General features: G+C 73.0%; 23 protein-coding genes. 11 read left to right on the plus strand and 12 right to left on the minus strand.

From position 1 onward, the window contains the following. Position 1 precedes the first annotated feature (1 nt). Together FHX81_RS18355 and FHX81_RS18360 are read left to right on the plus strand one after the other, a co-directional pair. On the plus strand, positions 2-2,770 hold the full coding sequence (locus FHX81_RS18355; RefSeq protein ID WP_141979332.1) for an FtsK/SpoIIIE domain-containing protein: 2,769 nt from the start codon (positions 2-4) through the stop codon (positions 2,768-2,770). Continuing rightward, a complete protein-coding gene (locus tag FHX81_RS18360) occupies positions 2,767-3,186 on the plus strand; it encodes a hypothetical protein (RefSeq protein WP_141979333.1) in 420 nt (139 codons plus the stop codon). Before FHX81_RS18355 ends, FHX81_RS18360 begins: the two co-directional genes overlap by 4 nt. Here the strand turns inward: FHX81_RS18360 and FHX81_RS18365 are convergent. Further along, a complete protein-coding gene (locus FHX81_RS18365) occupies positions 3,183-3,590 on the minus strand; it encodes a GNAT family N-acetyltransferase (protein ID WP_141979334.1) in 408 nt (135 codons plus the stop codon). The two genes, FHX81_RS18360 and FHX81_RS18365, sit on opposite strands and share 4 nt — an antisense overlap. Before the next feature lie 35 nt (positions 3,591-3,625). On the opposite strand from FHX81_RS18365, the gene FHX81_RS18370 reads away from it, so the two are divergent. The 3 genes from FHX81_RS18370 (at position 3,626) to erm (ending at position 6,335) form a co-directional block, all read left to right on the plus strand. After that, positions 3,626-4,336 (plus strand): GNAT family N-acetyltransferase, encoded by a 711-nt coding sequence (locus tag FHX81_RS18370; RefSeq protein ID WP_141979335.1) that lies wholly within the window; start codon positions 3,626-3,628, stop codon positions 4,334-4,336. Positions 4,337-4,377: 41 nt separating this feature from the next. Next, positions 4,378-5,382 (plus strand): NADP-dependent oxidoreductase, encoded by a 1,005-nt coding sequence (locus FHX81_RS18375; protein ID WP_141979336.1) that lies wholly within the window; start codon positions 4,378-4,380, stop codon positions 5,380-5,382. Between the two features lie 185 nt (positions 5,383-5,567). Next, positions 5,568-6,335 carry a 23S ribosomal RNA methyltransferase Erm gene (gene erm / locus FHX81_RS18380; RefSeq protein ID WP_141979337.1) on the plus strand — a complete coding sequence of 256 codons (768 nt, stop codon included), beginning with the start codon at positions 5,568-5,570 and terminating at the stop codon, positions 6,333-6,335. On the opposite strand, the gene FHX81_RS18385 is transcribed toward erm, so the two are convergent. The 3 genes from FHX81_RS18385 to FHX81_RS18395 are packed head-to-tail and all read right to left on the minus strand — an operon-like array spanning position 6,316 to position 9,703. Continuing rightward, complete coding sequence (locus FHX81_RS18385) at positions 6,316-6,837, minus strand: hypothetical protein (protein ID WP_141979338.1); 522 nt, start codon at positions 6,835-6,837, stop codon at positions 6,316-6,318. The two genes, erm and FHX81_RS18385, sit on opposite strands and share 20 nt — an antisense overlap. Positions 6,838-6,879: 42 nt before the next feature. Continuing rightward, positions 6,880-8,076, minus strand: a complete 1,197-nt coding sequence (locus FHX81_RS18390) for an amidohydrolase (RefSeq protein ID WP_141979339.1) — start codon at positions 8,074-8,076, stop codon at positions 6,880-6,882. Further along, positions 8,066-9,703 carry an FAD-binding oxidoreductase gene (locus FHX81_RS18395; protein ID WP_141979340.1) on the minus strand — a complete coding sequence of 546 codons (1,638 nt, stop codon included), beginning with the start codon at positions 9,701-9,703 and terminating at the stop codon, positions 8,066-8,068. The genes FHX81_RS18390 and FHX81_RS18395 overlap by 11 nt, the downstream gene beginning before the upstream one ends. Positions 9,704-9,719: 16 nt before the next feature. Here FHX81_RS18395 and FHX81_RS18400 point away from each other — a divergent pair, with 16 nt between their 5' ends. Continuing rightward, positions 9,720-10,286 carry a TetR/AcrR family transcriptional regulator gene (locus FHX81_RS18400; RefSeq protein ID WP_141979341.1) on the plus strand — a complete coding sequence of 189 codons (567 nt, stop codon included), beginning with the start codon at positions 9,720-9,722 and terminating at the stop codon, positions 10,284-10,286. After that, a complete protein-coding gene (locus FHX81_RS18405; RefSeq protein WP_141979342.1) occupies positions 10,283-11,725 on the plus strand; it encodes a glycerol-3-phosphate dehydrogenase/oxidase in 1,443 nt (480 codons plus the stop codon). The genes FHX81_RS18400 and FHX81_RS18405 overlap by 4 nt, the downstream gene beginning before the upstream one ends. A gap of 148 nt (positions 11,726-11,873) precedes the next feature. On the opposite strand, the gene FHX81_RS41310 is transcribed toward FHX81_RS18405, so the two are convergent. From FHX81_RS41310 to FHX81_RS18420, 3 genes are read right to left on the minus strand one after another with little or no spacing between them, the layout of a single operon-like run. After that, complete coding sequence (locus FHX81_RS41310; RefSeq protein WP_211363508.1) at positions 11,874-13,511, minus strand: WXG100 family type VII secretion target; 1,638 nt, start codon at positions 13,509-13,511, stop codon at positions 11,874-11,876. Continuing rightward, positions 13,508-13,822 carry a type VII secretion target gene (locus FHX81_RS18415; protein ID WP_141979343.1) on the minus strand — a complete coding sequence of 105 codons (315 nt, stop codon included), beginning with the start codon at positions 13,820-13,822 and terminating at the stop codon, positions 13,508-13,510. The genes FHX81_RS41310 and FHX81_RS18415 overlap by 4 nt, the downstream gene beginning before the upstream one ends. An 11-nt stretch (positions 13,823-13,833) precedes the next feature. After that, positions 13,834-14,277, minus strand: coding sequence for a YbaB/EbfC family nucleoid-associated protein (locus FHX81_RS18420; RefSeq protein ID WP_141979344.1), 444 nt, complete (start codon positions 14,275-14,277; stop codon positions 13,834-13,836). A gap of 194 nt (positions 14,278-14,471) precedes the next feature. On the opposite strand from FHX81_RS18420, the gene FHX81_RS18425 reads away from it, so the two are divergent. From FHX81_RS18425 to FHX81_RS18435, 3 genes are read left to right on the plus strand one after another with little or no spacing between them, the layout of a single operon-like run. Then, a complete protein-coding gene (locus tag FHX81_RS18425) occupies positions 14,472-14,729 on the plus strand; it encodes a helix-turn-helix transcriptional regulator (protein WP_141979345.1) in 258 nt (85 codons plus the stop codon). Positions 14,730-14,754: 25 nt separating this feature from the next. Next, entirely contained in the window at positions 14,755-15,666 is a 912-nt protein-coding gene (locus FHX81_RS18430) for an ABC transporter ATP-binding protein (RefSeq protein WP_141979346.1), read from the plus strand. Then, complete coding sequence (locus FHX81_RS18435; RefSeq protein WP_141979347.1) at positions 15,663-16,850, plus strand: ABC transporter permease; 1,188 nt, start codon at positions 15,663-15,665, stop codon at positions 16,848-16,850. The genes FHX81_RS18430 and FHX81_RS18435 overlap by 4 nt, the downstream gene beginning before the upstream one ends. Positions 16,851-16,876: 26 nt before the next feature. Here the strand turns inward: FHX81_RS18435 and FHX81_RS18440 are convergent, their stop codons facing one another. The 4 genes from FHX81_RS18440 to FHX81_RS18455 form a co-directional block, all read right to left on the minus strand. Beyond that, entirely contained in the window at positions 16,877-18,148 is a 1,272-nt protein-coding gene (locus FHX81_RS18440) for a cryptochrome/photolyase family protein (protein ID WP_141979348.1), read from the minus strand. 329 nt (positions 18,149-18,477) lie between these two features. Continuing rightward, entirely contained in the window at positions 18,478-19,791 is a 1,314-nt protein-coding gene (locus tag FHX81_RS18445; RefSeq protein WP_073887957.1) for a citrate synthase, read from the minus strand. Between the two features lie 268 nt (positions 19,792-20,059). After that, positions 20,060-20,998, minus strand: a complete 939-nt coding sequence (locus FHX81_RS18450; protein ID WP_141979349.1) for a carbohydrate kinase family protein — start codon at positions 20,996-20,998, stop codon at positions 20,060-20,062. Next, the gene (locus tag FHX81_RS18455) at positions 20,995-21,591 is read right to left on the minus strand and encodes a TetR/AcrR family transcriptional regulator (protein WP_141979350.1); all 597 of its coding nucleotides are present in this window, start codon (positions 21,589-21,591) and stop codon (positions 20,995-20,997) included. The genes FHX81_RS18450 and FHX81_RS18455 overlap by 4 nt, the downstream gene beginning before the upstream one ends. A gap of 111 nt (positions 21,592-21,702) precedes the next feature. Here FHX81_RS18455 and FHX81_RS18460 point away from each other — a divergent pair, with 111 nt between their 5' ends. Next, positions 21,703-22,842, plus strand: coding sequence for an acyl-CoA dehydrogenase family protein (locus tag FHX81_RS18460; RefSeq protein ID WP_141984002.1), 1,140 nt, complete (start codon positions 21,703-21,705; stop codon positions 22,840-22,842). Between the two features lie 189 nt (positions 22,843-23,031). On the opposite strand, the gene FHX81_RS18465 is transcribed toward FHX81_RS18460, so the two are convergent. Then, positions 23,032-24,225: an amidohydrolase gene (locus FHX81_RS18465; RefSeq protein ID WP_141979351.1), complete on the minus strand. Its 1,194-nt coding sequence runs from the start codon at positions 24,223-24,225 to the stop codon at positions 23,032-23,034. Positions 24,226-24,227: the final 2 nt, after the last annotated feature.

Consider the following 24,227-nt stretch of genomic DNA (forward strand, 5'->3'; position numbering starts at 1 on the left):
CGTGAGCAGGCGTGACGAGCGCCGCAGGAGGATCGAGGGCTCCTTCGAGGAGTTCCGCAAGGCGGTCGCCGCCGCGCTGGGCAACGCCGCGCGCGAGCACCGCCTCCTCGCGGACGAACGCGCGCGCGACATGTTCGAGGTGATCCTGCGCGGCGACGGCGTCGACCGAGCGCTGGCCGACCCGCTGCTGGCGGGTGCGCTGGCCAACCCGTTGTTCGAGCAGCAGCTCGCGCGGGCCCTGATCGACCGGATCGAGGCGTTCCGCGAGTGGTCCGAGCGCGGCCCCGACCAGTTGACCGCGCTGGTCGACGCGGCGGCCGAGGGCCCGGCGTCGTGGCCGCCCGAGGCGTGGCTCGGCACGCCGGGCACGGCCGACGGCAGCGACGGCGCGCCCGAGCTGTGGCGCATCGGCACCGGCCTGGTCCGCAGCGCGCCCGAGCCGCAGCGGTTCCCGGTGGCGGTGCCGCTGCTGGACCACTCGCACCTGCACGTCTCCTCCACCCACGAGAGCCGCGCCACCGCCGAGTCGCTGGTCGAGACCCTGCTGCTGCGGGTGCTGAGCCACTTCCAGCCGGGACTGGTGCACGTGCACGTCTGGGACGTCGGCCAGCTCACCGGCGCGCTGCCCGGCCTGTACCCGCTGACCCGGGCGGGCCTGCTGACCGTGCACGACCCGGCCCGGCTGCACGAGCTGCTGGACGAGCTGTCCGACCACATCCGCCGGGTGCACACCGGCGTGCTGACCGAGGGCCACCAGTCGGTGCGGGCGGCCGGCGGGCGGCGCACCGAGCCGTGGCGGGTGGCGGTCCTGTTCGGCAACCGGCAGCCGCTGCGGGAGGAGCACCAGCAGCAGTTGCAGCGGGTCGCGCGCAACGGCCTGGCCGCCGGCATCCAGCTGTTCATCGTCGACATCCCGGTCACGGTCAACTCGCCGATCGAGACCGTCACCATCGCCGCGGACCACTCGGCGACCTGCACGATGACCGGCAAGCACGTCGCGGTCGCGCTGGACCCGCCGCTGCCCCGCGACCGGGTGCCCCGCGCGTGCGCGGCCATCGCGGACAAGCGCGAGGAGCGCCGCAACCGGCTCAGCACGTTCGCCGACCTGCTGCCCGAGCAGTTCTGGCGGGAGAACTCGTCGGCGGGCGTGCTCGCGCCGGTCGGGTTCCTGGAGGGCGAGCCGGTGCACGTGGGGCTGGGCGACACGTCGCCGCACGCGTTGATCGGCGGTCCCAGCGGCTCGGGCAAGACGAACTTCCTCTACGCCATGCTCGGCAGCCTCGCGGCCCGGTACGCGCCGGACGAGCTGGAGCTGTACCTGCTGGACTTCAAGGAGGGCGTGTCGTTCGCGCAGTTCGCGCCGGGCCGCAAGGACCCGACGTGGCTGCCGCACGCGCGGCTGGTCGGCGTCAACGTCAACACCGACCGCGAGTTCGGGGTGGCGCTGCTGGCGTTCCTGGCCGACGAGATGCGCAGGCGGGCGGACGCGGCCAAGCGGCACGAGGTGACCAAGCTGGAGCAGTTGCGGGAGGAGGACCCGCACGGCCACTGGCCGCGGATCGTGGCCGTGATCGACGAGTTCCAGTACCTGTTCGGCGAACGCGACCAGGTCACCGCGCAGGCGACCCAGCTGCTGGAGGACGTGGCGCGGCGCGGCCGGTCGCAGGGCATCCACCTGGTGCTGTCCAGCCAGGACGTGTCCGGCATCGAGGGCTTCTGGGGCAAGTCGGCGATCTTCGAGCAGTTCACCGTGCGCATCGCGCTGCCCAAGGCGCGGCGGGTGCTGGCCGAGCCGCAGAACGACGCCGCGGTGGAGCTGCCGCGCTGGCACGCCGTGGTCAACCACGAGTCGGGGGTGCGGCCCGGCAACGAGGTCGCGCGCATCCCGGACGCCACCGCCAGGGGCACGTTCGAGGTCTTGCAGGCCGAGCTGCACCGCAGGCGTCCGGCGGACCTGCCCGAACCGATCCTGTTCGACGGCAGCAAGGTGCCCGCGCTGCACGCGATGCCGGACTTCCGGGCGTTGCGCCCGGTCGGGGGCGGCAGCCCCACCGTGCTGCTGGGCCAGGTGATCGACGTGGCGGGCAGCGCGGCCGGGGTGCGGTTCGCCCGCACGCCGGGCCGCAACATCGCGGTGCTCGGCTCGCTGGCCGACGACGCGGCGGGCGTGCTGGCCGGCGCGGCGCTGTCGCTGGCCCGCCAGCACGAGCCGGACGACGCCCGGTTCACCCTGGCGTGCCTGGCCGAGGACGCCTGGCCGCACGCGGAGCGCCTGCACAAGCAGTTGGGCGACGCGGGCCACACCGTCTACCTGCTCGGCCTGGACGGCGTCCGGGCGCTCGTGGACGACACGGCGGCCCGGATCACCGCGAGCATGACCGGTGAGACGGGCGCGCCGCTGCCACCCCACTATGTGGTGGTTTACGCGGTGGACGCGGCGCACACCCTCCTGGAGGCGAAGGACCCGACGACCCGGGCCTCCGGGGTCGACAGCCTGCGGACCGTGCTCAAGCACGGGCCGGAGAACCGCACGCACGTGCTCGGGTGGTGGCGTGGCGCGCAGCGGCTGAAGAACAGCCTGCCGCCGGGCGTCTACGACGACATCGGCGCGTGGATCGCGTTCGACGTGCAGGGCAAGGAACTGCTGTCGTTCGGGCCGGAGCAGGTCATGGCGTGGTCACCGCGACCGCGGCGCGGCCTGTTCTTCGACCGGTTCGAGCACTCGAGGCCGCAGGTCGTCATCCCGTTCGACACCGGGGAGGAACCATGATCAGCCACGCCTCAGTCGTTCCCGCGCAGCGCACGAGCGGGCACGGCGCGCCGGAGGTCGAGGCGGTCTCGGCGATCGAGCGGTACCGGGAGCTCGTCGCGCTGGCCGGCGAGTCGGCGGAGCGGATGCGCGCCGCCGACCGGGCGCGGGTGCGGCAGCTGCTGGAGCGGCTGGCCGGGTCGCAGGACCGGATGGCCGCGGTGATCGACCGGGAGAAGCTGGTCAAGCAGGTCGTCGCGGAGCACTGGGAGGCCGTGGTCAAGCTGCTGTGGGACGAGCGGTGGTTCACCATGACCACCGTGCCCGCGCCGGACGAGTCCGTGCCGCCGCGCGACCAGCGCGACTACGACACCGCGCTGGACCTGGCGTTCCGGGCGTTGGAGGAGGCGGCGCAGAAGCGCGCGTTGTTCCGCTAGAAGCCCCAGGAGACGGCGACGGTGTCGAAGTCGAGTTCGGCGCCGGCCCGGCGGTAGGTGGCCAGGGCGGCGGCGTTGTCCTTCTCGGTGCCGGTCCACACGCCGGTGCAGCCGCGTTCCCGGGCCAGGTCGATCAGGCGGGCGATCAGCGCGCTCGCGACGCCCCGCCGCCGGTGGGGGTCGTCCACGCCCAGCTCGTAGAGGAACATCTCCACGCCCTTGTCGGGGTGGATGGTCTCCACCCCGGACACGAACCCGGCCGGCCGGTCGTCGACGTAGGCGATGAGCAGGTGGTGCCGGTCGTCGGCGAGGAACGCGCGGGTGGCGTCCTCGCGCGGCGGGTCGTCGAACAGGTGCCCCGCGGCCACCACCGCGTCGAACGACGTGACCAGCCGGATGTCCATGCGGGCGAGGGTAGCTCCTGGGTGATGATGCGGTCATGCGCGTTCTGCCCACCCCCGCCGACGTCTCCGCCGCCACCCCGGACCCGATCGCCCGGTGGGCCGCCCAAGCCCTGCTGCCCGGCCGCGGTGGCACGGCGTGGGCGCACGGCGACGCGGTCGCGGTGCTGGCACCCGCGCTGTACCGCTTCGACCGCCTGGTCCTGACCGGCCCGGTGGACGACGTGGCGACGCTGCTGCGCGCGCACGTGCGGCCCGACGTCAGGCCCCTGGTCACCACGGCCGTGGCCGACGAGCTCGACTGGCCCACCCGCGGCACGTTCGGCTGGATGCACCGCACCGGGTCGCTCGACCGCGTCCCCGGACCCCGCTGGCTGGCCGAGTCCGAGTGGGACGACGTCGAGGCGCTGCTGCGCAAGGCGAACCCCGAGTCGTGGGCGTGGCCGCGCGAGCCGGGGCCGGCCCGCTGGGCCGGCGTCCACGTGGACGGGGCGCTGGCCTCGGTGGCGGCGGACTCCTGGCCGTCGCCCGAGGTCGGGTTCGTGGCGGGCGTGGCCACCCACCCCGACCACCGCGGCCGGGGCCTGTCCACGGCCGTCTGCCGGTTCGTGGTCGGTGCGCTGCTGGCCGAGCGCGGCACGTGCGGGCTGATGGTCGACGCGGCGAACGAGGCCGCCATCGAGGTCTACCGGCGGCTCGGCTTCGCCTACCGCAGCGTGACCGCACTGCGGGACTCAGCTCACACCTGATCGGCGGAACAGCCCCGCGACGCCCCGGTGTTGCACGCGGTATGACGCCGAGCACCGCGCGCGAGATCCGTCTCGCCTCCCGCCCCGAAGGCTTCCCCACCCCGGAGAACTTCGAGCTGGTCGAAGTGCCCCTCCCGGACATCGCCGACGGCGGACTGCTGGTCCGCAACCAGGTGATGAGCGTCGACCCCTACATGCGGGGCCGGATGAACGCGGGCAAGTCCTACGTGGAGCCGTTCGAGGTCGGCCACGCGCTCGACGGCGGCGCGGTCGGCGAGGTGGTGGCGTCGAAGGCGCCCGGCTTCGAGGTCGGCGACACCGTGCTGCACGGCCTGGGTTGGCGCGAGTACGCCGCGGTGGACGCCGCCCACGCCACGAAGGTCGACCCGCGGGCCGCCCCGATCGGCGCCTACCTGGGCGTGCTCGGCATGCCGGGCATGACCGCGTACGCGGGCCTGCTGGAGGTCGCCGCGTTCAAGGAGGGCGACGTGGTGTTCGTCTCCGGCGCGGCGGGCGCGGTCGGCCAGGTCGCGGGCCAGGTCGCCCGGCTGCGCGGCGCGGGGCGCGTGATCGGCAGCGCGGGCAGCGACGCCAAGGTCAAGTACCTGGTGGAGGAGCTGGGCTTCGACGCGGCGTTCAACTACAAGGACGGCCCGGTGGGCGAGCTGCTGGCCCAGGCCGCGCCGGACGGCATCGACGTGTACTTCGACAACGTCGGCGGCGACCACCTGGAAGCCGCGATCGACTCGTTCAACCTCTACGGCCGCGCCGCGCTGTGCGGGGCGATCTCCAACTACAACACCACGACGCCCACCGGCCCGCGCAACGTCGGCCTGGCCGTCGGCAAGCGCCTGACCCTGCGCGGCTTCCTCGTGCACGACCACAAGCACCTCCAGGCGGACTTCGTCCGCGAGGTCGGCGGCTGGATCGCCTCGGGTGAGCTGCGCTACCAGGAGACCGTGACCGAGGGCCTGGACCGCGCGCCGGAGGCGTTCATCGGCATGCTGCGCGGGGAGAACCTCGGCAAGGCGCTCGTCACGCTGTAGGGGAAAAACCAGTTGTCGGACACGGCCGGCGATGCGCTAGCGTCGCCGGCATGTGCGCCTGTGCCGTGACCCGGATGCGCCGCGTCTAGCGGCGGCACCCCGGTTCCGCCGCTCCAGCGAGTCCTCGCCGGGCGGTACCCACCTCCGCTGCCCGGTTCGCTCCCAGCAGCCGCGGAGACCCTTCAGTGCGCACGCACCACGACGGCCGGCACGAGCACGGCCAGAACTTCCTCGTCGACCGGACCGTCATCACCGACGTGGTCGACCTCGTCGCCCGGACCACCGGGCCGATCCTGGAGATCGGCTGCGGCTCGGGCGCGTTGACCCTGCCCCTGCAGGCGCTGGGCCGCCCGCTCACCGGCGTGGAGGTCGACCCGGCCCGGGTCCGCGAGCTGCGCCGGCGCGTGGCGCCGACCACGACCCTGGTGGAGGCGGACTTCCTGCACCACCGCCTGCCGCGTGAGCCGCACGTCCTGGTCGGCAACCTGCCGTTCCACCTGACCACGGCGGTGCTGCGCCGGGTCGTGCACGCCGGGCACTGGACGGACGCCGTGCTGCTCGTGCAGTGGGAGGTGGCCCGCCGCCGGGCGGGCGTGGGCGGCGCGACGATGATGACCGCCCAGTGGTGGCCCTGGTACTCGTTCGCACTGGTCCGACGCGTGCCCGCGGCGGCGTTCCGGCCACGTCCCGGGGTGGACGGCGGCCTGCTGGCGGTGACCCGCCGCCGGGCGCCGCTGGTGGACCCGCGCGACCGCCGCCGGTACCAGGCGGTCGTGCACCGCGTGTTCACCGGCCGGGGCCGGGGCGTGCCGGCGATCCTGCGCGCGACTTACCCGCGCGCCCGCACGGACGCCTGGGCCCGCCGCCACCACGTCACCGACCGCACCCTCCCGCGCGACCTGACCGCCGAGCAGTGGGCCGAGCTGTTCGCCCTCACTCCGCCGGTGCGGTGAGGTCGCGGCCGAACCGGTAGGCCTCCAGGCAGTACTCGAAGCCGGACTCGACCATCGGGTCCAGCCCCTCCCGCTCGCAGTGCTCCAGGAACCCCTCGGCCGCGTGCCACCGCTCGCCGTCGAACCAGAACACCCCGCCGGCGTAGTGGATGGTGCTGCCGGTGGCCTCGTCGGCGAGGTTCAGCGACTCGTAGTTCTCCGGGCGGTTGCGCACCAGCCGCACCAGGTCCTCGGGCACGCCCCGGTAGAGCGACTCCTGGAGCGCGTAGTCGCCCTCCGCGTACAGGTTGAGGTCGGTCTCGTGGTCGAAGGTCAGCAGCAACGCCCGTCCCTCGGGGGTGAAGTACCAGACGGCCGACTGGCCGCCCCGGTCGTTCCACCCGAACCGCTGCGCACCGTCCACGGTCATCGGCGCCACGTCGGCCGTCTCGCCGACGATCGCCGCGCGTCGCCGCACCTCGACCAGCGGGGTCGTCCGGAGGGCCTCCCACGTCTCACTCATGCCGGGCAGGCTACTGACCCGCGGAACCCGCCACCGGGCTGTTCACACGACCTGGCCATCGCAGGCCACCACACGCCCCTCGTGGACCACGAGCGTCCGCGGCGCGCGATCCATCACCGCACCCGTCACCGTGTCGCCCGGCACCACCACCAGGTCGGCGGGCGCGCCCTCGGTCAGCCCCAGCACCCGGCCCATGACCGCCGCGCCGCCCCGCGTGGCGATGTCGACGCACATCTCCACCAGCTCGTCGCGCCGGAACCCGTTGCGGTAGGCGAGCTGCCAAGCCCGGTCCAGCATGTCGCCGTCGCCGTAGGGCGACCAGTAGTCCCGGATGCCGTCCTGGCCGAGGCCGACCCGCACCCCCGCCCACCGCAGCCGCCGCAGCGGCAGCGGGTCGCGCACGCCCGGCGCGACCGTCGTCACCGCGATGTCGTGCTCGGCCAACCGCTCCACCAGCTCACCCTGCCGCTGGTCGTCCACAGTGGACAGGGCGAACGCGTGGCTGATCGTCACCTGCCCCCACATGCCCAGGGCGGCCACCCGCTCGCAGATCAGCTCGACCTGGAACGCGCCCAGCGTGCCCGCGTCGTGCAGGTGCACGTCCACCCCGCGCTGGTGCTTCTCGGCCAACCCGAACACCACGTCGAGGTGCCGCACCGGGTCGCGGTCGTAGCCCGCCGGGTCGAGCCCGCCGACCAGGTCGGCGCCCGCCCGCAGCGCCGCGTCCAGCAGGTCCGCGGTGCCCTTCTCGCGCAGGATGCCGCACTGCGGGAACGCCACCACCTCGACGTGCGCCCGGCCGGCGTGCTCCTGCCGCGCCGCGAGGACGCCCTCCAGCTTCTCCAGCCCCGAGTCGACGTCCACCTGCGCGTGGCTGCGCACGTGCGTCGCGCCGAACGCGATCGTCCGCCCGAGGGTGTGGGTGGCGCGTTCGGCGACCGACGCCCCCGCCGAGCGCCAGTTGCGGCGGTCGTTGTCGATCAGCTCGGCCAGCCCCTCGCCCGCGCTGTGCGGGCGGAACGGCAGGCCGAGCCGGGTGGAGTCGAGGTGCGCGTGCGCGTCGGTGAACGCGGGCAGCAGCACGCCGCCCCGCCCGTCGGCCACCGGCACGTCGGGCGGCGGGTCGAGGTCACGACCGAACGCCGCGACGCGCCCGCCCTCGCAGAGCACGTCGACCACGGGTGCGCCGGGGGCGTTCGGCCACGGCCGCACGGAACGGATCAGCAGGTCACCGGTCACCAGGCGACGCTAGCCCCGCCCGGGTGAAGTCGCCAACGAGGAGCTTGCCGGGGTTGAGCACGCCGGTCGGGTCCAGCGTCCGCTTCACCGACGCCAGCACGTCCAGGCCGAGCCCGCCGACCTCGGCCTCCAGGTACGGCGCGTGGTCCGTGCCCACGGCGTGGTGGTGGCTGATCGTGCCGAGCCCGGTGATGGCCTCGCTCGCGGCGGCCTTGGCCACCTGCCACTGCCCGACCGGGTCGGCCGCGTCCCGGGCCGCCAGCACCGTGAAGTACAGCGACGCGCCGGTCTCGTAGGCGTGCGAGATGTGGCACATGACCAGGCAGTCGCCCAGCGCGTCGACCAGCGCCTCCCGCACGGCGGCACGCAGCTCCGACACCCGGGACCAGTGCGTGGCCGTCTCCAGCGTCTCCACGCACACCCCGAGGCCCAGCAACGCGTCCCGCTGCCGGGGACCGTTGAACCGGCCGTGCCGCCACGCCTCGCCGAGCGCCTTGCCCAGGCTGACGAGCCGCACACCGCGCAACGTCTCGGCCCGCCGCCGCGCGACCTCGGCCTTCGACGCGCCGTGCCACCCGAGGATGAGCATGCACGGCCGCCGCACACCCCTCGCCCGCAGGTACGCCTTGAGCGCGTTGGTCTTCCAACCGCCGGCCAGCGCCAGCGACACCGCCGTCTCGTCCACATCGGACAGTCGCGTCACGTCGGCGAGCACCCGCCGCTGCGCCAACCGCCGCACCGCGGCCGACCCTCGTTCCCAACCGTCCACGACGAAACCCTCGTACCGCTCGACCGCCGGCCGGGGCCGCACCCGCAGCGAGACCTCGGTGATGACGCCGAGCACGCCCTCGCTGCCGACCACCACCCGCTTCAGGTCCGGCCCGGCGGCCGACGCGGGCGCGCCGCCCAGCCGCCACTCGCCCACCGGCGTGGCCAGCCGCACGCCCTCCACCATGTCCTCGAACCGCCCGTACCCGGACGACGCCTGCCCGGCCGAGCGGGTCGCGGCGAACCCGCCGATCGTGGCCCGCTCGTAGGACTGCGGCACGTGCCCGGTGGTGAGACCGTGCGCGGCCAGCAACCGTTCCGCCCGCGGCGCGGGCAGCCCGGCCTGGAGCACGGCCAGGCGGGACACCGGGTCCACCGAGACCAGCCGGTCGAGCCGGTGCAGGTCGAGCGCGATCACCGCGGCCTTGTCGCCGCGCAGGGCGGTCACGCCGCCGACGACGGACGTGCCGCCACCGAACGGCACCACGGCCACGTCGTGCTCGACGCACGCCTTCAGCACGTCGACCACCTGCTCCGGTGACGCGGGCAGCACCACCGCGTCCGGCACGGCCAACCCGCCGTCACCGCGTTGGCGCAGGAGATCCACATAGGACAGACCGCCCGCGCGACCCAGCCGTGAGTCCCGGTCGACCCGGACGTACCCGGGCCCGACGACCTCGCCCAGCGCCGCCTTGGCCGGGTCGCTCAACAACGACTCCGGCACCTGTGGCGCGCGCGCCGGCGTGCGGACGTCACCCAGCCCGATCCGCTCGCGCAACCACCGCAACGCGTGCGGCGGGAGCGAGCCCGCGACGGGAGTCCAACTGCCCCGGAGGGTGTGGTCGATGCGCTCGGTCACCGCTACAGTGTGACACATGACGTCTCAACGTCACAGTGATGACGTGCTCCTCGACGCGGCCCGCGACTGCGTGGTCGAGGTCGGGGTCCGCCGCACCACGCTGACGGACATCGCCAAGCGCGCCGGCGTGAGCCGGATGACCCTCTACCGCCGGTTCCCGGACGTCGGCACGCTGGTCAGGGCCTTGATGACCAGGGAGTTCACCACCCTGCTCCGGCGGATCGAGGTGACCGGGGACAACGCGCGGCAGCGGCTCGTGGCGCAGGCCATCGCGGGCATCCGGCTGCTCGCCGCGGACCCGCTGATGCGGCGCGTGCTCGACCTGGACGCCGAGCTGATGCTGCCCTACCTCGTGCAGCGGCTGGGGAGCACGCAGCGGCTGGTCGAGGCGTTCCTGGTCGGCCAGGTGGAGGCGGGGCACGCGGACGGCTCGATCCGCCCCGGTTCCGCCGCCGCCCAGGCGCGGCTCGTGCTGCTGACGACGCAGTCGCTGGTGCTGTCGATCCGGCCCGCCACCACGGACCTGGACTTCGAGGAGCTGCTGGCCGAGCTGGCCGCCTACCTGGACGCGGCGCTGTCGTGAACACCTCCCTCAACGCGGCGCGCCGCCGTGCCGACCTCGACCACCTCTCGTCGTCCCCGGTCGACCTGCTCGTCGTGGGTGGCGGGGTGACGGGGGCGGGGGTCGCCCTGGACGCCGCCGCCCGCGGGTTGTCGGTGTGCCTGGTGGAGGCGCACGACCTGGCGTTCGGCACGTCCCGCTGGTCGAGCAAGCTGGTCCACGGCGGCTTGCGGTACCTGGCCCAAGGCGAGGTCGGGCTCGCGTACGAGAGCGCGGTGGAGCGGGGCATCCTGATGACCCGCACCGCGCCCCACCTGGTGCGGGCGCTACCGCAGTTGGTGCCGCTGCACGGCAGGGCGCACGACCCGGTGGTACTGGCCGGGCTGCGCGCGGGTGACGCGTTGCGCCGGCTCGCCCGCACGCCGTCCCGCGTGCTGCCGGGGCCGCGGCGGGTGTCGGCGGTCGAGGCGGTGGCGTTGGCCCCGGGGTTGCGCCGGGCGGACCTGCGTGGCGGGTTGCTGGGCTTCGACGGCCAGGTGGTCGACGACGCGCGGCTGGTCGTGGCGCTGGCCCGCACGGCCGCCGGGTTCGGGGCGCGGATCATCACGCGGGCCCGTGCCGCTTCGCTGACCGGTCGGGGCGCGCACGTGGTCGACGCGCTGACCGGGGAGTCGCTGGACATCAGGGCGCGGGCGGTGGTGAACGCCGCCGGGGTGTGGGCGGGCGAGCTGGTGCCGGGCGTTCGGCTGCGGCCGTCGCGCGGTTCGCACCTGGTGCTGTCGGCGGCCGCGGTGGGCGTGTCGAGCACCGCCCTGACCGTGCCCGTCCCGGGTGCGCGCAACCGCTTCGCGCTGGTGCTGCCGCAACGCGACGGGCGGGTGTACGTGGGGCTGACGGACGAGCCGGTGGAGGGCCCGGTCCCGGACGTGCCGACCGTGCCGGAGTCCGATGTGGAGTTCCTGCTGGGCGTCGCGTCGTCGGTGCTGGAACGGGCGCTGACCCGGGCCGACGTGCTGGGGGCGTTCGCGGGCCTGCGCCCCCTCCTGGACACCGGCGCGGGGCCGAGCGCCGACCTGTCGCGCCGCCACGCCGTGCTGACCGAAGGCGGCGTGACCACCGTGGTGGGCGGCAAGCTCACCACCTACCGCCGGATGGCCGCCGACGCCGTGGACGCCACCGGCCTGACGACCGCCCGGTCCCGCACCGCGGCCCTCCCGCTCGTCGGCGCGGGCCCGCCCACCGGCCCGGCCGACCTGGCCGCCCGTTACGGCGCCGAGGCCGCCGGGGTGGCCGCGATCGGCGAGGTCGCCTGGGCCGTGCGCCACGAGGGCGCGCTGACCGCCGACGACGTCCTCGACCGCCGCACCCGGATCGGCCTGGTCCCGACCGACCGCGCCGCCGCCGAACCCGCCGTCACCGCCGAGGTCGCCGCCGAACTGGCCGCCCAGTCCCCGACCTGAGCGTTGAACTCGCGGTACCCGAACGTTCGACACTCGGGACCTGGACGTTCGACACTCGCGAGGGTCCTACGTCCAGGGGGTGAGTTGACCGTTCGGGACGACGAAAGGGAGACCTCCGCGGTGGAGGTCCCCCTTTCGTCGTCGCAGGTCACTCGCCGATGATCGGCTTCGCCGCCTTCGGCGGCTCCTCGATCAGCGGCTCGCCCTCCAGCCGCACCTTGCGCTGGTGGTCCTTGCCGTCGCCGCCGCCCTGGCCGGGAGCGCCCATCATCGGCGCGCCCATCATGCCCATGCCACCGACACCGGGACGGCCACCGCCCGCGCCGGGAGCACCGGCGCCGGGCACGCCGCCGGCCGGACCGCCGGACGGGCCGAGCACGCCGGACGAGCCACCGGACTGGAGCGTCGCCCCACCCGCGCCACCGCCACCGGAACCGCCGCCGAAGCCACCGCCACCACCGGCGAAGCCACCGCCACCACCGCCGCCGAAGCCGCCGGCACCCCCACCGGCGCCACCGCCCGAAGGCATGCCGGGCAGATCGGCCGACACCGGCCGCACGGTCGGCATGGGCGGCACCGAAGGCGTGGTGGTGCCGGTCGCGTACGTCGTGTCGCGGAACGTGGGCGGCGGGGGCACGCGGCCCGCCGACGACCCGCCGTCCGGCACCCACCGACCCGGCTCCCAGTGACCGCCGCCGCCGGAACCGCCGGAACCGGATCCGCCGGACCCGCCACCGACCGTCGGGGGACGGCTCACCACGGGACCGCTCGGCCCGCCCGGCAACGTGCGCACGGGCTCCTGCTGGCCCGTGCCCGGACCGTAGCCGCCACCCACCGTCGGCGGCCGGCTCACCACGGGACCGGCACCGTGGCCGCCGCTGCCGGACGGGACGGTCGACCCGCCCGGGTCGTTGCTGTAGCGCCGGTTCGCGTCCCGGTCCATGTCGTCGAGTTGCCGCTCGTCGAGCCCGAGACCGCCCTGGGACAACCGCGGCCCCGCGCCGCCACCGCCGCCCGAGCCCTTGTTGGACGACGTCATCGCCGTGATCGCCTGCAGGATCTGCTTGGCGGTCTGGGCGATCTGCGCGACCGACTTGATCAGGTCGATCAGCTTCTTGAGCGAGTTGGCGAGCTTCTGCAGGAAGTCGGCGAGCTTCTTGGCGTAGTTGCACGCCATCTGCACGATGTCCGCGATCGCCGCGCCGATGGCCGCGCCGAAGGTCAGGAACGACGCCGCCAACCACTGGATGATCTTCATGACCATCTCGGACACGGCCTGGCTGATCAGGTCCATGATGGTCTTGCGCACGGTCGCGACCAGCTCGCCCGCGCCCTTGGCCGCGCGCGAGATGCCCTGCGTGGCCTTGGACAGCGTCTCCAGCCCGGCCGCGTGCTTCTGGCTCGCCGCCCGGTACCCGTCGGCGGAACGACCGCGCCAGGTCCGGGTCTCCTCCACCGACGCGCGCCGGTAGTCGGCGACGATGCCGTCGATCTGCTTGGCCGCGGACGCCCAGCTGTCGGACATCTTCTGGATCGCCTGCGGGTTGCCCAGCAGCGCGTCGAACGGCTCGCGCAGGAAGTCGACGTGCTGGATGGCCCAGCTGAACCCGGCGGACAGGAAGCCCGAGAGCGGGTTGGAGGCCAGGCCGACGATGCCCATGGCCGTGTTGGCCATGCCGAGACCCGCCTGGACCCAGTCACCGCGCTCGACCGCCGCGACCGTGCCCTGCACGTCGCCGATCAGGTGCGAGGGGTCGCGGCCCTGGGTGGTGGCTTGCCCGCTCATCCCCGTGCCCTTCCGTTGAAGCCGAACGCGTTGTCGAGGTCGACGTTCTCGTAGAGCTCGGCGACCTCCTTCAGGCCCTGGCACATGTCGGCGACGGTCTCCGTGGCCTGGCCGAGGATGTCCTGACCCGAACCCGCGGTCTTGAGCAGGAACTGCGCCAGGAAGGAACCGAACACGCCGAAGGCGTCGGTCGACAACGACGGGTCAGCGGTCTGGGTGGCCGCGAGCATCCGCTGCGTCAGCTGGTCGACCGTTCCAGCGTGCGCCCGGATCTCCTCCGGGTTCACGTTGAACGAGACGAACATGGTCATCTACCCCCTGCTCAGGCCATGACATCGGGTGGGTTGGTGAAGTAGTCGTCGTCGGGCCTGGTGTCTCGACGCTGGAGCTCCGGCTCCGGTTCCACGGCGTCCGTGCCGTCACCCGAATAGCCGTAGGGCATCTTCGACTTCACGAACTCCAGCGCCGGGCTGTCACCGACGAACTCGGTCATGATCTCGACGACCCGGCCCGCCGCGGCGCGCTGCGCCTGGGCGACGGCGGTCATGATCGCGCCGGAGATCCGCTCGGGGTCCTCGCCGCGCAGCTGCGGGCGCAGGATCAGGTCGGTCAACGCGCCCGAGGCGTTGACCGTGACCGTGATCAGGCCGTCGGGCGACGTCGCGCTACCGCCGACGCCGCCGAGCTGCGACTCGGCCTGCGCGGCGTTCCGCTTGGCCTGCTCGATCTTCTCTCCGTACTGCGCGAGCCACTGGTCCGGCTCCATGTTCACCCCTCACGGCAACGGGGCTTGCGGCCCTACTGCGCAATTCGACCCGTCGTCCCTCGATTCGGTTCCCGACGACGTATCGTTTCACCGAATCGTGATTTTTCCGCACCCGCCGTGCGGATACCGCCGTTCGGCCTATTCTGTGAATTGTTTACTTGCCGTTCTGTTGGGTTTTCGCAACACTTCGTAGCATGAGTCCGGTGCGCCGGGGCCCAGGGCAGCCCATCCACAACCGGATCGGTGTGCTGCGGGTCGAGCGGGGTATGACCAGGGCGGAACTGGCCGGGGCGGTGGGGGTCAACCCCCAGACGATCGGCGCGTTGGAGCGGGGCGACCACTACCCGAGCCTCGACCTGGCGCTGCGGATCTGCGACGTGTTCGGCCTGCCGGTCGAGGCGGTGTTCAGCCGCACGCCGTTCATGCCGTTGTCCACCCAGGTCTACGGCTAGGCGACCGGTCACGAGAGGAGAGCACGTGGCACAGGGGGTGCTGGAGGTCGACCGGATCTCCAAGCGCTACGGGGAGGTCGTCGCGCTCGACGGGATGACCTTCGACGTGCGGGCGGGCGAGCTGTTCGGGTTCGTCGGCAGCAACGGCGCGGGCAAGACCACCGCGATGCGCATCGCGCTGGGCGTGCTGGCCGCCGATGCGGGCGAGGTCAGGTGGAACGGCGCGCCGATCACCTTCGAGACCCGCCGCCGGATCGGCTACATGCCCGAGGAGCGCGGCCTGTACCCGAAGATGAAGGTGCTCGACCAGCTCGTCTACCTGGCCGAGCTGCACGGCCTGTCGACCGACGCGGCGCACCGCTCGGCCGAGACCTGGATCGCCCGGCTGGGCCTGCGCGAGCGCCGCGGCGACGAGGTGCAGACGCTCAGCCTCGGCAACCAGCAACGCGTGCAGCTGGCCGCGGCGCTGGTGCACGAGCCGGACGTGCTGGTGCTGGACGAGCCGTTCTCCGGCCTGGACCCGGTCGCGGTGGACGTGATGAGCGCCGTGCTGCGGGAGAAGGCGGCGAGCGGCGTGCCGGTGGTGTTCTCCAGCCACCAGCTCGACCTGGTGGAGCGCCTGTGCGACCGGGTCGGCATCGTGCGCAGCGGCACGCTGGTGGCGTGCGGCTCGGTGGACGAGCTGCGGGCGGGCGGCGAGTCGAAGCTGGTCGTGGACGCCCCGCTGGCGCCGCCGGGGTGGGCCGACGACCTGCCGGGCGTGCGCTCGGCGCACACGTCGTCCGGCCGCACGGTCCTGGCGGTGGCGCCGGACGTGGACGACCAGGCCGTGCTGCGCGCGGCCCTGGGCACGGGACCCGTGCACGAGTTCTCCCGGCAGCGGCCGTCGCTGACCGAGTTGTTCCGCAGCGTGGTGACCGAGGAGTCCGCCGCATGAACGACCTCACCCCCGGTCGGGCGGTGTTCCTGGTGTCGCGCCGGGAGTTCCTGGGCAAGGTGCGCACGAAGTCGTTCGTGTGGGGCACGCTCGTGATCGTCGCCGTGCTGGCGGGGTACGTGCTGCTCCAGTCGGTGCTGTCGGACGACGCCGGGCGCGACCGGGTCGCGTTGAGCGGGCAGGCGACCGTGCTCGCCGAGCCGTTGGAGCAGACCGCCCGGTCGTTCGGCCGCGAGGTGGAGACGGTCGACGTGACCGATCCGGCGGCGGCCGAGGAGCAGGTGCGCTCCGGTGACGTGGACGCGCTGATCACCGGCGCGTCGGACGACCTGCGCGTGGTGGTGAAGGAGTCGCTGGGCGACGCCCTGCGCAACTCGATCGACCTGCTGGTCAAGCAGCAGGTGCTGGACGCGCACTTCGCCGAGGCGGGCGTGGACCCGGCCGAGGTGGCGCGCAACCTGGAACGCGCGGGCGTCGACGTGGTGGCGCTGGAGCCGCAGGACCCGCAGCGCGGCCAGCGGCTGGTGATCGGCCTGGTGATCGCGGCGCTGCTGTACTACTCGCTGCTGGTCTACGGGATGATGGTCGCGCAGGGCGTGGTGGAGGAGAAGTCCAGCCGGGTGGTGGAGCTGCTGCTGGCGACGCTGCGGCCGTGGCAGTTGCTGCTGGGCAAGGTCGTCGGCCTCGGGCTGGTCGGGTTGCTGCAGCTCGTGGTCATCGGCGCGGCCGGGCTGGCGCTGGCGACGTTCTCCGGCGTGCTCGACGTCGCGGGTGTGGCGGGCGGCGCGCTGGCCACCGGCCTGCTGTGGTACCTGCTCGGCTTCTTCCTGTACGCCACGGTGTTCGCCGCCGCCGCGTCGCTGGTGTCGCGCCAGGAGGAGGTCCAGTCGGTGCTGACGCCGATCAGCACGGTCATCGTGGTGGCGTTCGTGCTCGGCATCAACCTGCTGCTCGCCGACCCGACCGGGACGGCGGTGACGGTGCTGTCGCTGCTGCCGCCGTTCGCGCCGATCCTGATGCCGGGCCGGATGGCGCTGGGTCTCGCGCCGACGTGGCAGGTGCTGCTGGCGGTCGTGCTGGCGCTGCTCGCCATCGCGGCGATCACGTGGCTGGGCGGCCGGGTGTACGCCAACGCCGTCCTGCGCACGGGTGCGCGCGTGCGGCTGCGGGAAGCACTCCGCTGACCCCCGCGGCGCCGGCCCTCGCCGCGTCAGCCCTTCACGGCCGCGTACCGCGCGAGCGCTTCGCGGCGCTCCTGCGCGTGGTCCACGATCGGGTCGCGCGGCTGGTGCACGGCCTTGCCCGGCACGTCCCGCAGCTCGGGCACGTACCGCCGCACGTAGTCCCCGGCCGGGTCGAACTTCTCGCCCTGCGTCACGGGGTTGAACACGCGGAAGTACGGGGCCGCGTCCGTGCCGGTGCCGGCGGCCCACTGCCAGCCGTGCTGGTTGGACGCGAGGTCGCCGTCGACGAGGTGCCGCATGAAGTGCCGCGCGCCCCACCACCACGGCAGGTGGAGGTCCTTGACCAGGAAGCTCGCCACGACCATGCGGACGCGGTTGTGCATCCAGCCCTCGGCGAGCAGTTGGCGCATCCCCGCGTCCACGAACGGGTAGCCGGTGCGGCCCGCGCACCACGCCTCGAACCGCTCGCGGTCGTCGTCCACCGGCATCCGGTCGAACGCGCGGTTGAAGTTGCGGCGCGCGGACTCCGGCTGGTGCCACAGGACGTCGGCGTAGAAGTCGCGCCAGGCCAGCTCGGTGCGGAACGCCTGCGCGCCCGCGCCGCGCCCGAGGTCGGCGAGCAGGGTCCGCGGGTGCACCACGCCCCACTTCAGGAACGGGGAGAACCGGCTGGTCGCGTCCAGGTCAGGCCGGTCGCGGCGGGTGGCGTAGTCGGGCAGCTTCTCGTCGCGGAACGCCTCCCACAGCGCCCGCACGTCCGGCAGCCCGTCCCCCGCCGGCAGGTCGCGCCCGAGGTCCGACCGGATCCAGTCGACCGTCGAGGCGTCGGTCCGGGCGGGCGAGTGCCACCCGTGCTCGAGCCAGGCTCTGCAGAACGGCGTGAACACGCGGTACGGCGTGCCGTCGGGCTTGGTGACGCGTCCCGGCGTGACCGCGTAGGGCGATCCCGCGCGGACCAGCTCGACCCGTTCGGCGACCGCCGCGTCCCGGGCGCGCCCGTACGGCCCGGCGTCCGCCGAGACGTGCACGGACGTCGCACCGACCTCGGCCGCCACCCGCGGCACGACCTCCACCGGATCGCCCTCGACCACGACGAGCCGGCCACCCAGGTCCGCGTCCAGCGACCGCAGGCACCGGTGCAGGAACTCCACCCTGGGTCCACCGGAGGCCCGCAGCAGCACGGGGTCGAGCACGAACAGCGCGAGCGCGCGTGACGCCCGTTCGGCCGCCGCGAGGAGCGCGGGGTGGTCCGCGGTCCGCAGGTCGCGCCGGAACCACACCACGGTCGAGGAGTCCACGAACCGACCCTAGGAGCGCCGCCGACACCTCGCACGACGACCCACTCGCCGGCGGTCGATTTCGACCGACGGTGTTCGACCGTGCCTCCTCGCGCCCTGGACCACCCGCTGGTGCTCGCCGTGCCCGGCCTCCTGCCGGAGCACCCGACGCACCCCTACCGGATGCTCACCGACCCGCGGGCCCGCGGCGCGCCCGCCGGCCCGGTCCGCGGTGCGCGGCCGTCGGCTCGACCTACCGAGCGCTGGTCGCCGAACTCGGCCGTCGGCGTTGCCGCACAACGGGAAGACCCGCATCGGCGAACCGGTGCGGGTCTTCGCGCGGTGTGTCGTCAGCGCTGGTCGAGCGGCACGAACGAGCGCTCCGGCGAACCGACGTAGACCTGCCGCGGACGGCCGATCTTGGTGGCCGGGTCGGAGATCATCTCGCGCCAGTGCGCGATCCAGCCGGGCAGCCGGCCCAGGGCGAACAGCACGGTGAAGAACTTCGTCGGGAAGCCCATCGCGCGGTAGATCAGTCCGGTGTAGAAGTCGACGTTGGGGTACAGCTTCCGCTCGACGAAGTAGTCGTCGGCGAGCGCGGTCTCCTCCAGCGCCTTGGCGATGTCGAGCAGCTCGTCGGACGCGCCGAGCTTGCCGAGGATCTCGTCGGCCGTCTTCTTGATGATCGCGGCGCGCGGGTCGTAGTTCTTGTAGACCCGGTGGCCGAAGCCCATCAGGCGGACGCCGTCCTCCTTGTTCTTGACCTTCTTCACGAACGCGGAGACGTCACCGCCCTCGCGGCGGATCTTCTCCAGCATCTCGAGCACCGCGGAGTTCGCGCCGCCGTGCAGCGGGCCGAACAGCGCGTTGATGCCGGCCGAGATGGACGCGAACAGGTTCGCCTCCGAGGAGCCGACCAGCCGCACCGTCGACGTGGAGCAGTTCTGCTCGTGGTCGGCGTGCAGCACGAACAGCAGGTCGAGCGCCCGCACCAGGTCGGGGTCGACGTCGTAGGGCTCGGCCGGGAAGCCGAACGTCATGCGCAGGAAGTTGTCCACCAGACCCAGGCTGTTGTCCGGGTAGAGGAACGGCTGGCCCACGGACTTCTTGTAGGCGTACGCCGCGATGGTGGGCACCTTGGCCAGCAGGCGGATCGTGGAGATCTCGACCTGGTTGGCGTCGAACGGGCTGAGGCTGTCCTGGTAGAACGTCGACAGCGCGGACACCGCCGAGGACAGCACGGGCATGGGGTGGGCGTCACGCGGGAAGCCGTCGAAGAACCGTTTCAGGTCCTCGTGCAGCAGCGTGTGCCGGTTGATCTTGGAGGAGAACTCCTCCAGCTGGGCCTGGGTCGGCAGCTCGCCGTAGATCAGCAGGTAGCTGACCTCGATGAAGTTCGACTTCTCGGCGAGCTGCTCGATCGGGTAGCCGCGGTAGCGCAGGATGCCCGCGTCACCGTCGATGTAGGTGATCTCGGAGGAGCAGGACGCGGTGTTGACGAACCCGCTGTCCAGGGTGACCAAGCCGGTGGTGGCCAGCAGCTTGCCGAGATCGATACCGGGCGCACCCTCGGTGGCCGGTACTACCTTCATCTCGTGCTCTCCGCCCGGATGGCGCAGCGCGACGGTACGGGTGTCGTTCGGCGCAGTCGTCGCGTCGGGCATGCAGAGTCCCTCTCACGCTAGGGCGGGGTGGCTCATGCGGGTCTCGCACGCACGCGCGCGGGCGTGGGATCGCCCCGCACCGCAGCACCACCCCGTTGGGGTCCTGTCAGTTCTCCCACGCTAGTCAGAGGACGACCCTCTCCACAGCCGCGGTGTGAACCGATTCTGTGAGGTGGGACCGGCATCACATCCGGATGCATGGGTGGCTAGCGTGCATCCACCACCGTAGCCCTTATGGGCTGTTTATCCACCTCACGAGGGGTGAGAGCTAGGTCATCTCCAGCTCTCGCCGGAAGGGTGGCTCCGCGCCCGCGCGGGAGCACGTGACGGCCGCCGCCGCGCCCGCGTGGGCCAGCGCCGCGCCCCACGCGCCGGCGTCCAGACCCCGGACAGCCTCGGTGGACAGCGCGTCGTGGTCGTGCAGCCAGGCCAGCAGCGCGCCCTGCACGGTGTCGCCCGCGCCGATGGTGTCGACCACGTCCACCGGGGTGGGTGGGACGCGGATCACGTCGCCGGCGGCGGTCAGCACGGCCAGCCCGTCCCCGCCGCGAGTGAGCACGACGGCCGCCGGACCCGCCCCCTGCCAGTCGCGCACGACCTCCAGCACGTCGTCCTCGGGTGCGTCCGCCGGCAGGTCGGCCAGCCACCGCGCGTCCTCCACGGACACCTTCAGCAGGCCCACGTGCGGCAGCCACGAGTCGTACCGGTCGCGGTAGGCCGTCGGGTCGTGGATGAGGCCCGCCCGGATGTTCGGGTCGAGCACGGTCAGCGCGCCGCGCTCGGCCTCGCGCCACAGCACCCGCTCGTAGGTGCTCGCGCCCGGCTCCAGCACCAGCGACAGCGTGCCGAACGAGACGGCCTTCGTGCCGGCGGGCAGCGGGCCCGGGTCGGTGACCTGGCGGTCCGCCGTGCCCTCGACGTAGAAGGAGTAGCGGGCCGAGCCGTCGTCGGCCAACCCGACCACGGCCAGCGTCGTGGGCTGGTCGCCGCGCTGGACCAGGTCCGTGCGCACGTTCGACGCGTGCAGCCGCTCGACCAGCCGGTCGCCGAACAGGTCGGTCGAGACCCGGGACAGGAAGCTCACCGGCGCTTCGAGCCGCCCGGCGGCCACCGCCACGTTGTACGGGCCGCCGCCCAGCCGCGGCGCGAGGTCACCCCCGGCCGTGGGCACCAGGTCGACCAGCGCTTCCCCTGCGACGACGATCACGACCGGCTCCGTTCTCTGCGCAACCCGTCCAGCAGCAGTTCACCCAGCGCGGTGAACGCCTCGGCGTCCGACACACCCGCGCGCCGGGTCAGCACACCGGTCTGGATGCCCTCGATGAGCAGACCGGCCATCTCGGCGATCAGGGTCGCATGCACGTCCCGGAACACCCCGTCGCGGACACCCTCCTGGATGAACTCGCGGATGCGCTCGGCGGCGGCGCGGGCGTTGCGCTCGTAGGTGCTGCGGGTGGGCGCGAAGGCGGAGACGTCCGCGATGAACTGGGCCGACGCGCGTCGCAGCTCCTCGGCCGCGCCCGCCAGGTACGTGCCGACGCGGGCCCGCACGTCCTTGACGTCGGCGATGCGCTGCTCGATCCGCTCGGCCGCGCCCTTGAAGTAGCGGCCGACGACCTTCACGGCCAGCTGTTCCTTGCTCGCGGCCAGCGCGTAGAGGGTGGACTTCGAGCAGTGCAGGCGTGCCGCGAGGTCGTCCAGGGTGAAGTGCGCGAACCCCTCGGCGAGCACGAGCGCTTCGAGCCTGCCCAGCAGCTCCACCTGCCTGGGCGTCGGCGATCTGCGCACGATCGAGGTCATGGGCGGCAACTCTGTCACAGTGCCTGGCTCCAGTACTGGAGTACGTCCTACAGTACTGGTGAGCGTACCCCGCTGTTGCCTGTCCTGTCCGCCGTGATCCGGAGGTCGACGATGCCCGCCGAGCGCCTTTTGCCCACCACCGAGGCCGAGGACCTGCTCGCCCTGGTCCGCGAGATCGCGCGGGACGAGCTCGCGCCGCACGCCGCCGAGGCCGAGGAGCACTCCCGGTTCCCGCGCGAGGCGTTCCGGCTGCTCGGCAAGACCGGGCTGCTCGGGCTGCCGTACCCGGAGCGGTTCGGCGGGGGCGAGCAGCCGTACGAGGTGTACCTCCAGGCGTTGGAGGAGATCGCCTCGGCGTGGATGTCGGTCGGGGTCGGGCTGTCGGTGCACATCATGTCCAGCTACGCGTTGGCGACGTTCGGCAGCGAGGAGCAGAAGGCGCGGTGGCTGCCGGACGTGGTGGCCGGTGACCAGCTCGGCGGTTACGCGTTGTCGGAGGCGCACGCGGGTTCGGACGCGGGGGCGTTGTCGACGCGCGCCGTCCGCGACGGGGACCACTACACCGTGACCGGGACGAAGGCCTGGATCACGCACGCCGGCGTGGCCGACTTCTACACGTTGATGGCGCGCACGTCCGACAACGGCGGCAAGGGCATCAGCTGCTTCTTCGCCCCCGGCCACGTGGACGGCCTGGTCGCCGCGAAGCCGGAGCGCAAGATGGGGCTGACCGGCTCGATCACCGCCCAGTTGTCGTTCGACGGCGTGCGGCTGGACGCGGACCGGCTCATCGGCGCCGAGGGCGACGGGCTGAGGATCGCACTGTCCGCTTTGGACTCCGGCCGGCTCGGGATCGCCGCCTGCGGCGTGGGTCTGGCGCAGGCGGCGCTGGACGAGGCCGTGGCGTACGCCAAGCAGCGCAAGCAGTTCGGCCGCGCGATCATCGACTTCCAGGGCCTGGAGTTCCTGCTGGCCGACATGGCCGCCGCCGTCGAGTCGGCCCGTGCCACGTACCTGGCCGCGGCCCGCCGCCGCGACCGCGGGCTGCCGTTCACCCGCCAGGCCGCCGTCGCCAAACTGGTCTGCACCGACACCGCCATGAAGGTGACCACGGACGCCGTGCAGGTGCTGGGCGGCGCCGGCTACACCCGCGACTTCCCGGTGGAGCGCTACATGCGCGAGGCCAAGGTCCTCCAGATCTTCGAGGGCACCAACCAGATCCAACGCCTGGTCATCGCCCGCACCCTCCGCTGACCCGAGTGTCGAACCTCCAGGCCCCGAGTGTCGAACCTCCAGGCCCCGAGTGTCGAACGCTCAGGACCCGAGTGTCGAACGCTCAGGACCCCCGAGTTCACCACTCAGCTCCCATAGCCGGGTACCTGAGCGTTGAATTCGGGGGTCCTGGAGGTTCGACTCTCGAGACCTGAGTGTTCGACTCTCGGGTCAGGGTTCGCGGTAGAAGGGGGTGGTGACGATTTCGGCACCGTCGGCGTAGCGGTAGACCTCGCGGCCCTCGACGAAGACCTTCAAGGCGCGGCTCATCACGTCCAGCGGGTCGCCCGACCAGATCACGACGTCGCCGTCCAGGCCGGGGGTCAGCGAGCCCACGCGGTCGTCCAGGCCCATGATGCGAGCCGGGTTCACGGTGATCGACTCCAGCCCCACGCGCGGGTCCAGGCCTTCCTTCACGGCCAACGTCACCTGGTGCACGAGGAAGTGGATCGGCACGACCGGGTGGTCCGTGGTGATCGCGATCCGCACACCGGCCCGCGCCAGGATGCCGGGGTTGCGCAACGACCGGTTGCGCACCTCGACCTTCGACCGGGACGTGAACAGCGGCCCGATGATCACCGGGACGTCACGCTCCGCCAGCAGGTCCGCGATCAGGTGACCCTCGGTCCCGTGGTTGACGATGAGCCGGTAGCCGAACTCGTCCGCCAGCCGCAACGCCGTCGCGATGTCGTCGGCACGGTGGCAGTGCTGGCACCACGGCAGCTCGCCCGACAGCACCCGCGCCAGCACCTCGGACGTGGTGTCGCGGTCGAACGCCCCGTCGGCGGCGTCCCGCTTCGCCACGTAGTCCTGCGCCTTGGTGAACGCGTCCCGGATCACCGCCGCCACGCCCTGCCGGGTCGACGGCAGCTTCTTCTGGTCCCCGTACACCCGCTTCGGGTTCTCCCCCAGCGCGCTCTTCACGCTGACGGGGTTGCGCACGAGCATCTCGTCGGCCGTCCGGCCCCAGCACTTCACCGCCACGGTCTGCCCGCCGATGACGTTGCCCGACCCGGGCTTGACCACCGCGGTCGTGACGCCGCCGGCCAGGGCGTCGGCGAAGCCCTGGTCGGCGGCGTTGATCGCGTCCAACGCGCGCAGCCGCGCACCGTTGGGGTCGGTCATCTCGTTGGTGTCCTGCCCGGCCCAGCCCTCGCCCTCCTCGTGCACGCCGAGGTGGCCGTGCGCCTCCACGAACCCGGGCAGCACCCAGCCGCCGGCCGCGTCCACGACCGGGACGCCGTCCGGCACCTCGACGTCCGAGCCGACCGCGACGATCTTCCCGTCCTGGACCAGGACCGTCCCGCCCTCGATCGGCTCTCCGACGACGGGGACGACGTACCCACCCGTGATGGCGACGTTCATAG

Origin of the sequence: Saccharothrix saharensis (genome assembly GCF_006716745.1) — a bacterium.
Classification (GTDB): Bacteria; Actinomycetota; Actinomycetes; order Mycobacteriales; family Pseudonocardiaceae; genus Actinosynnema; species Actinosynnema saharense.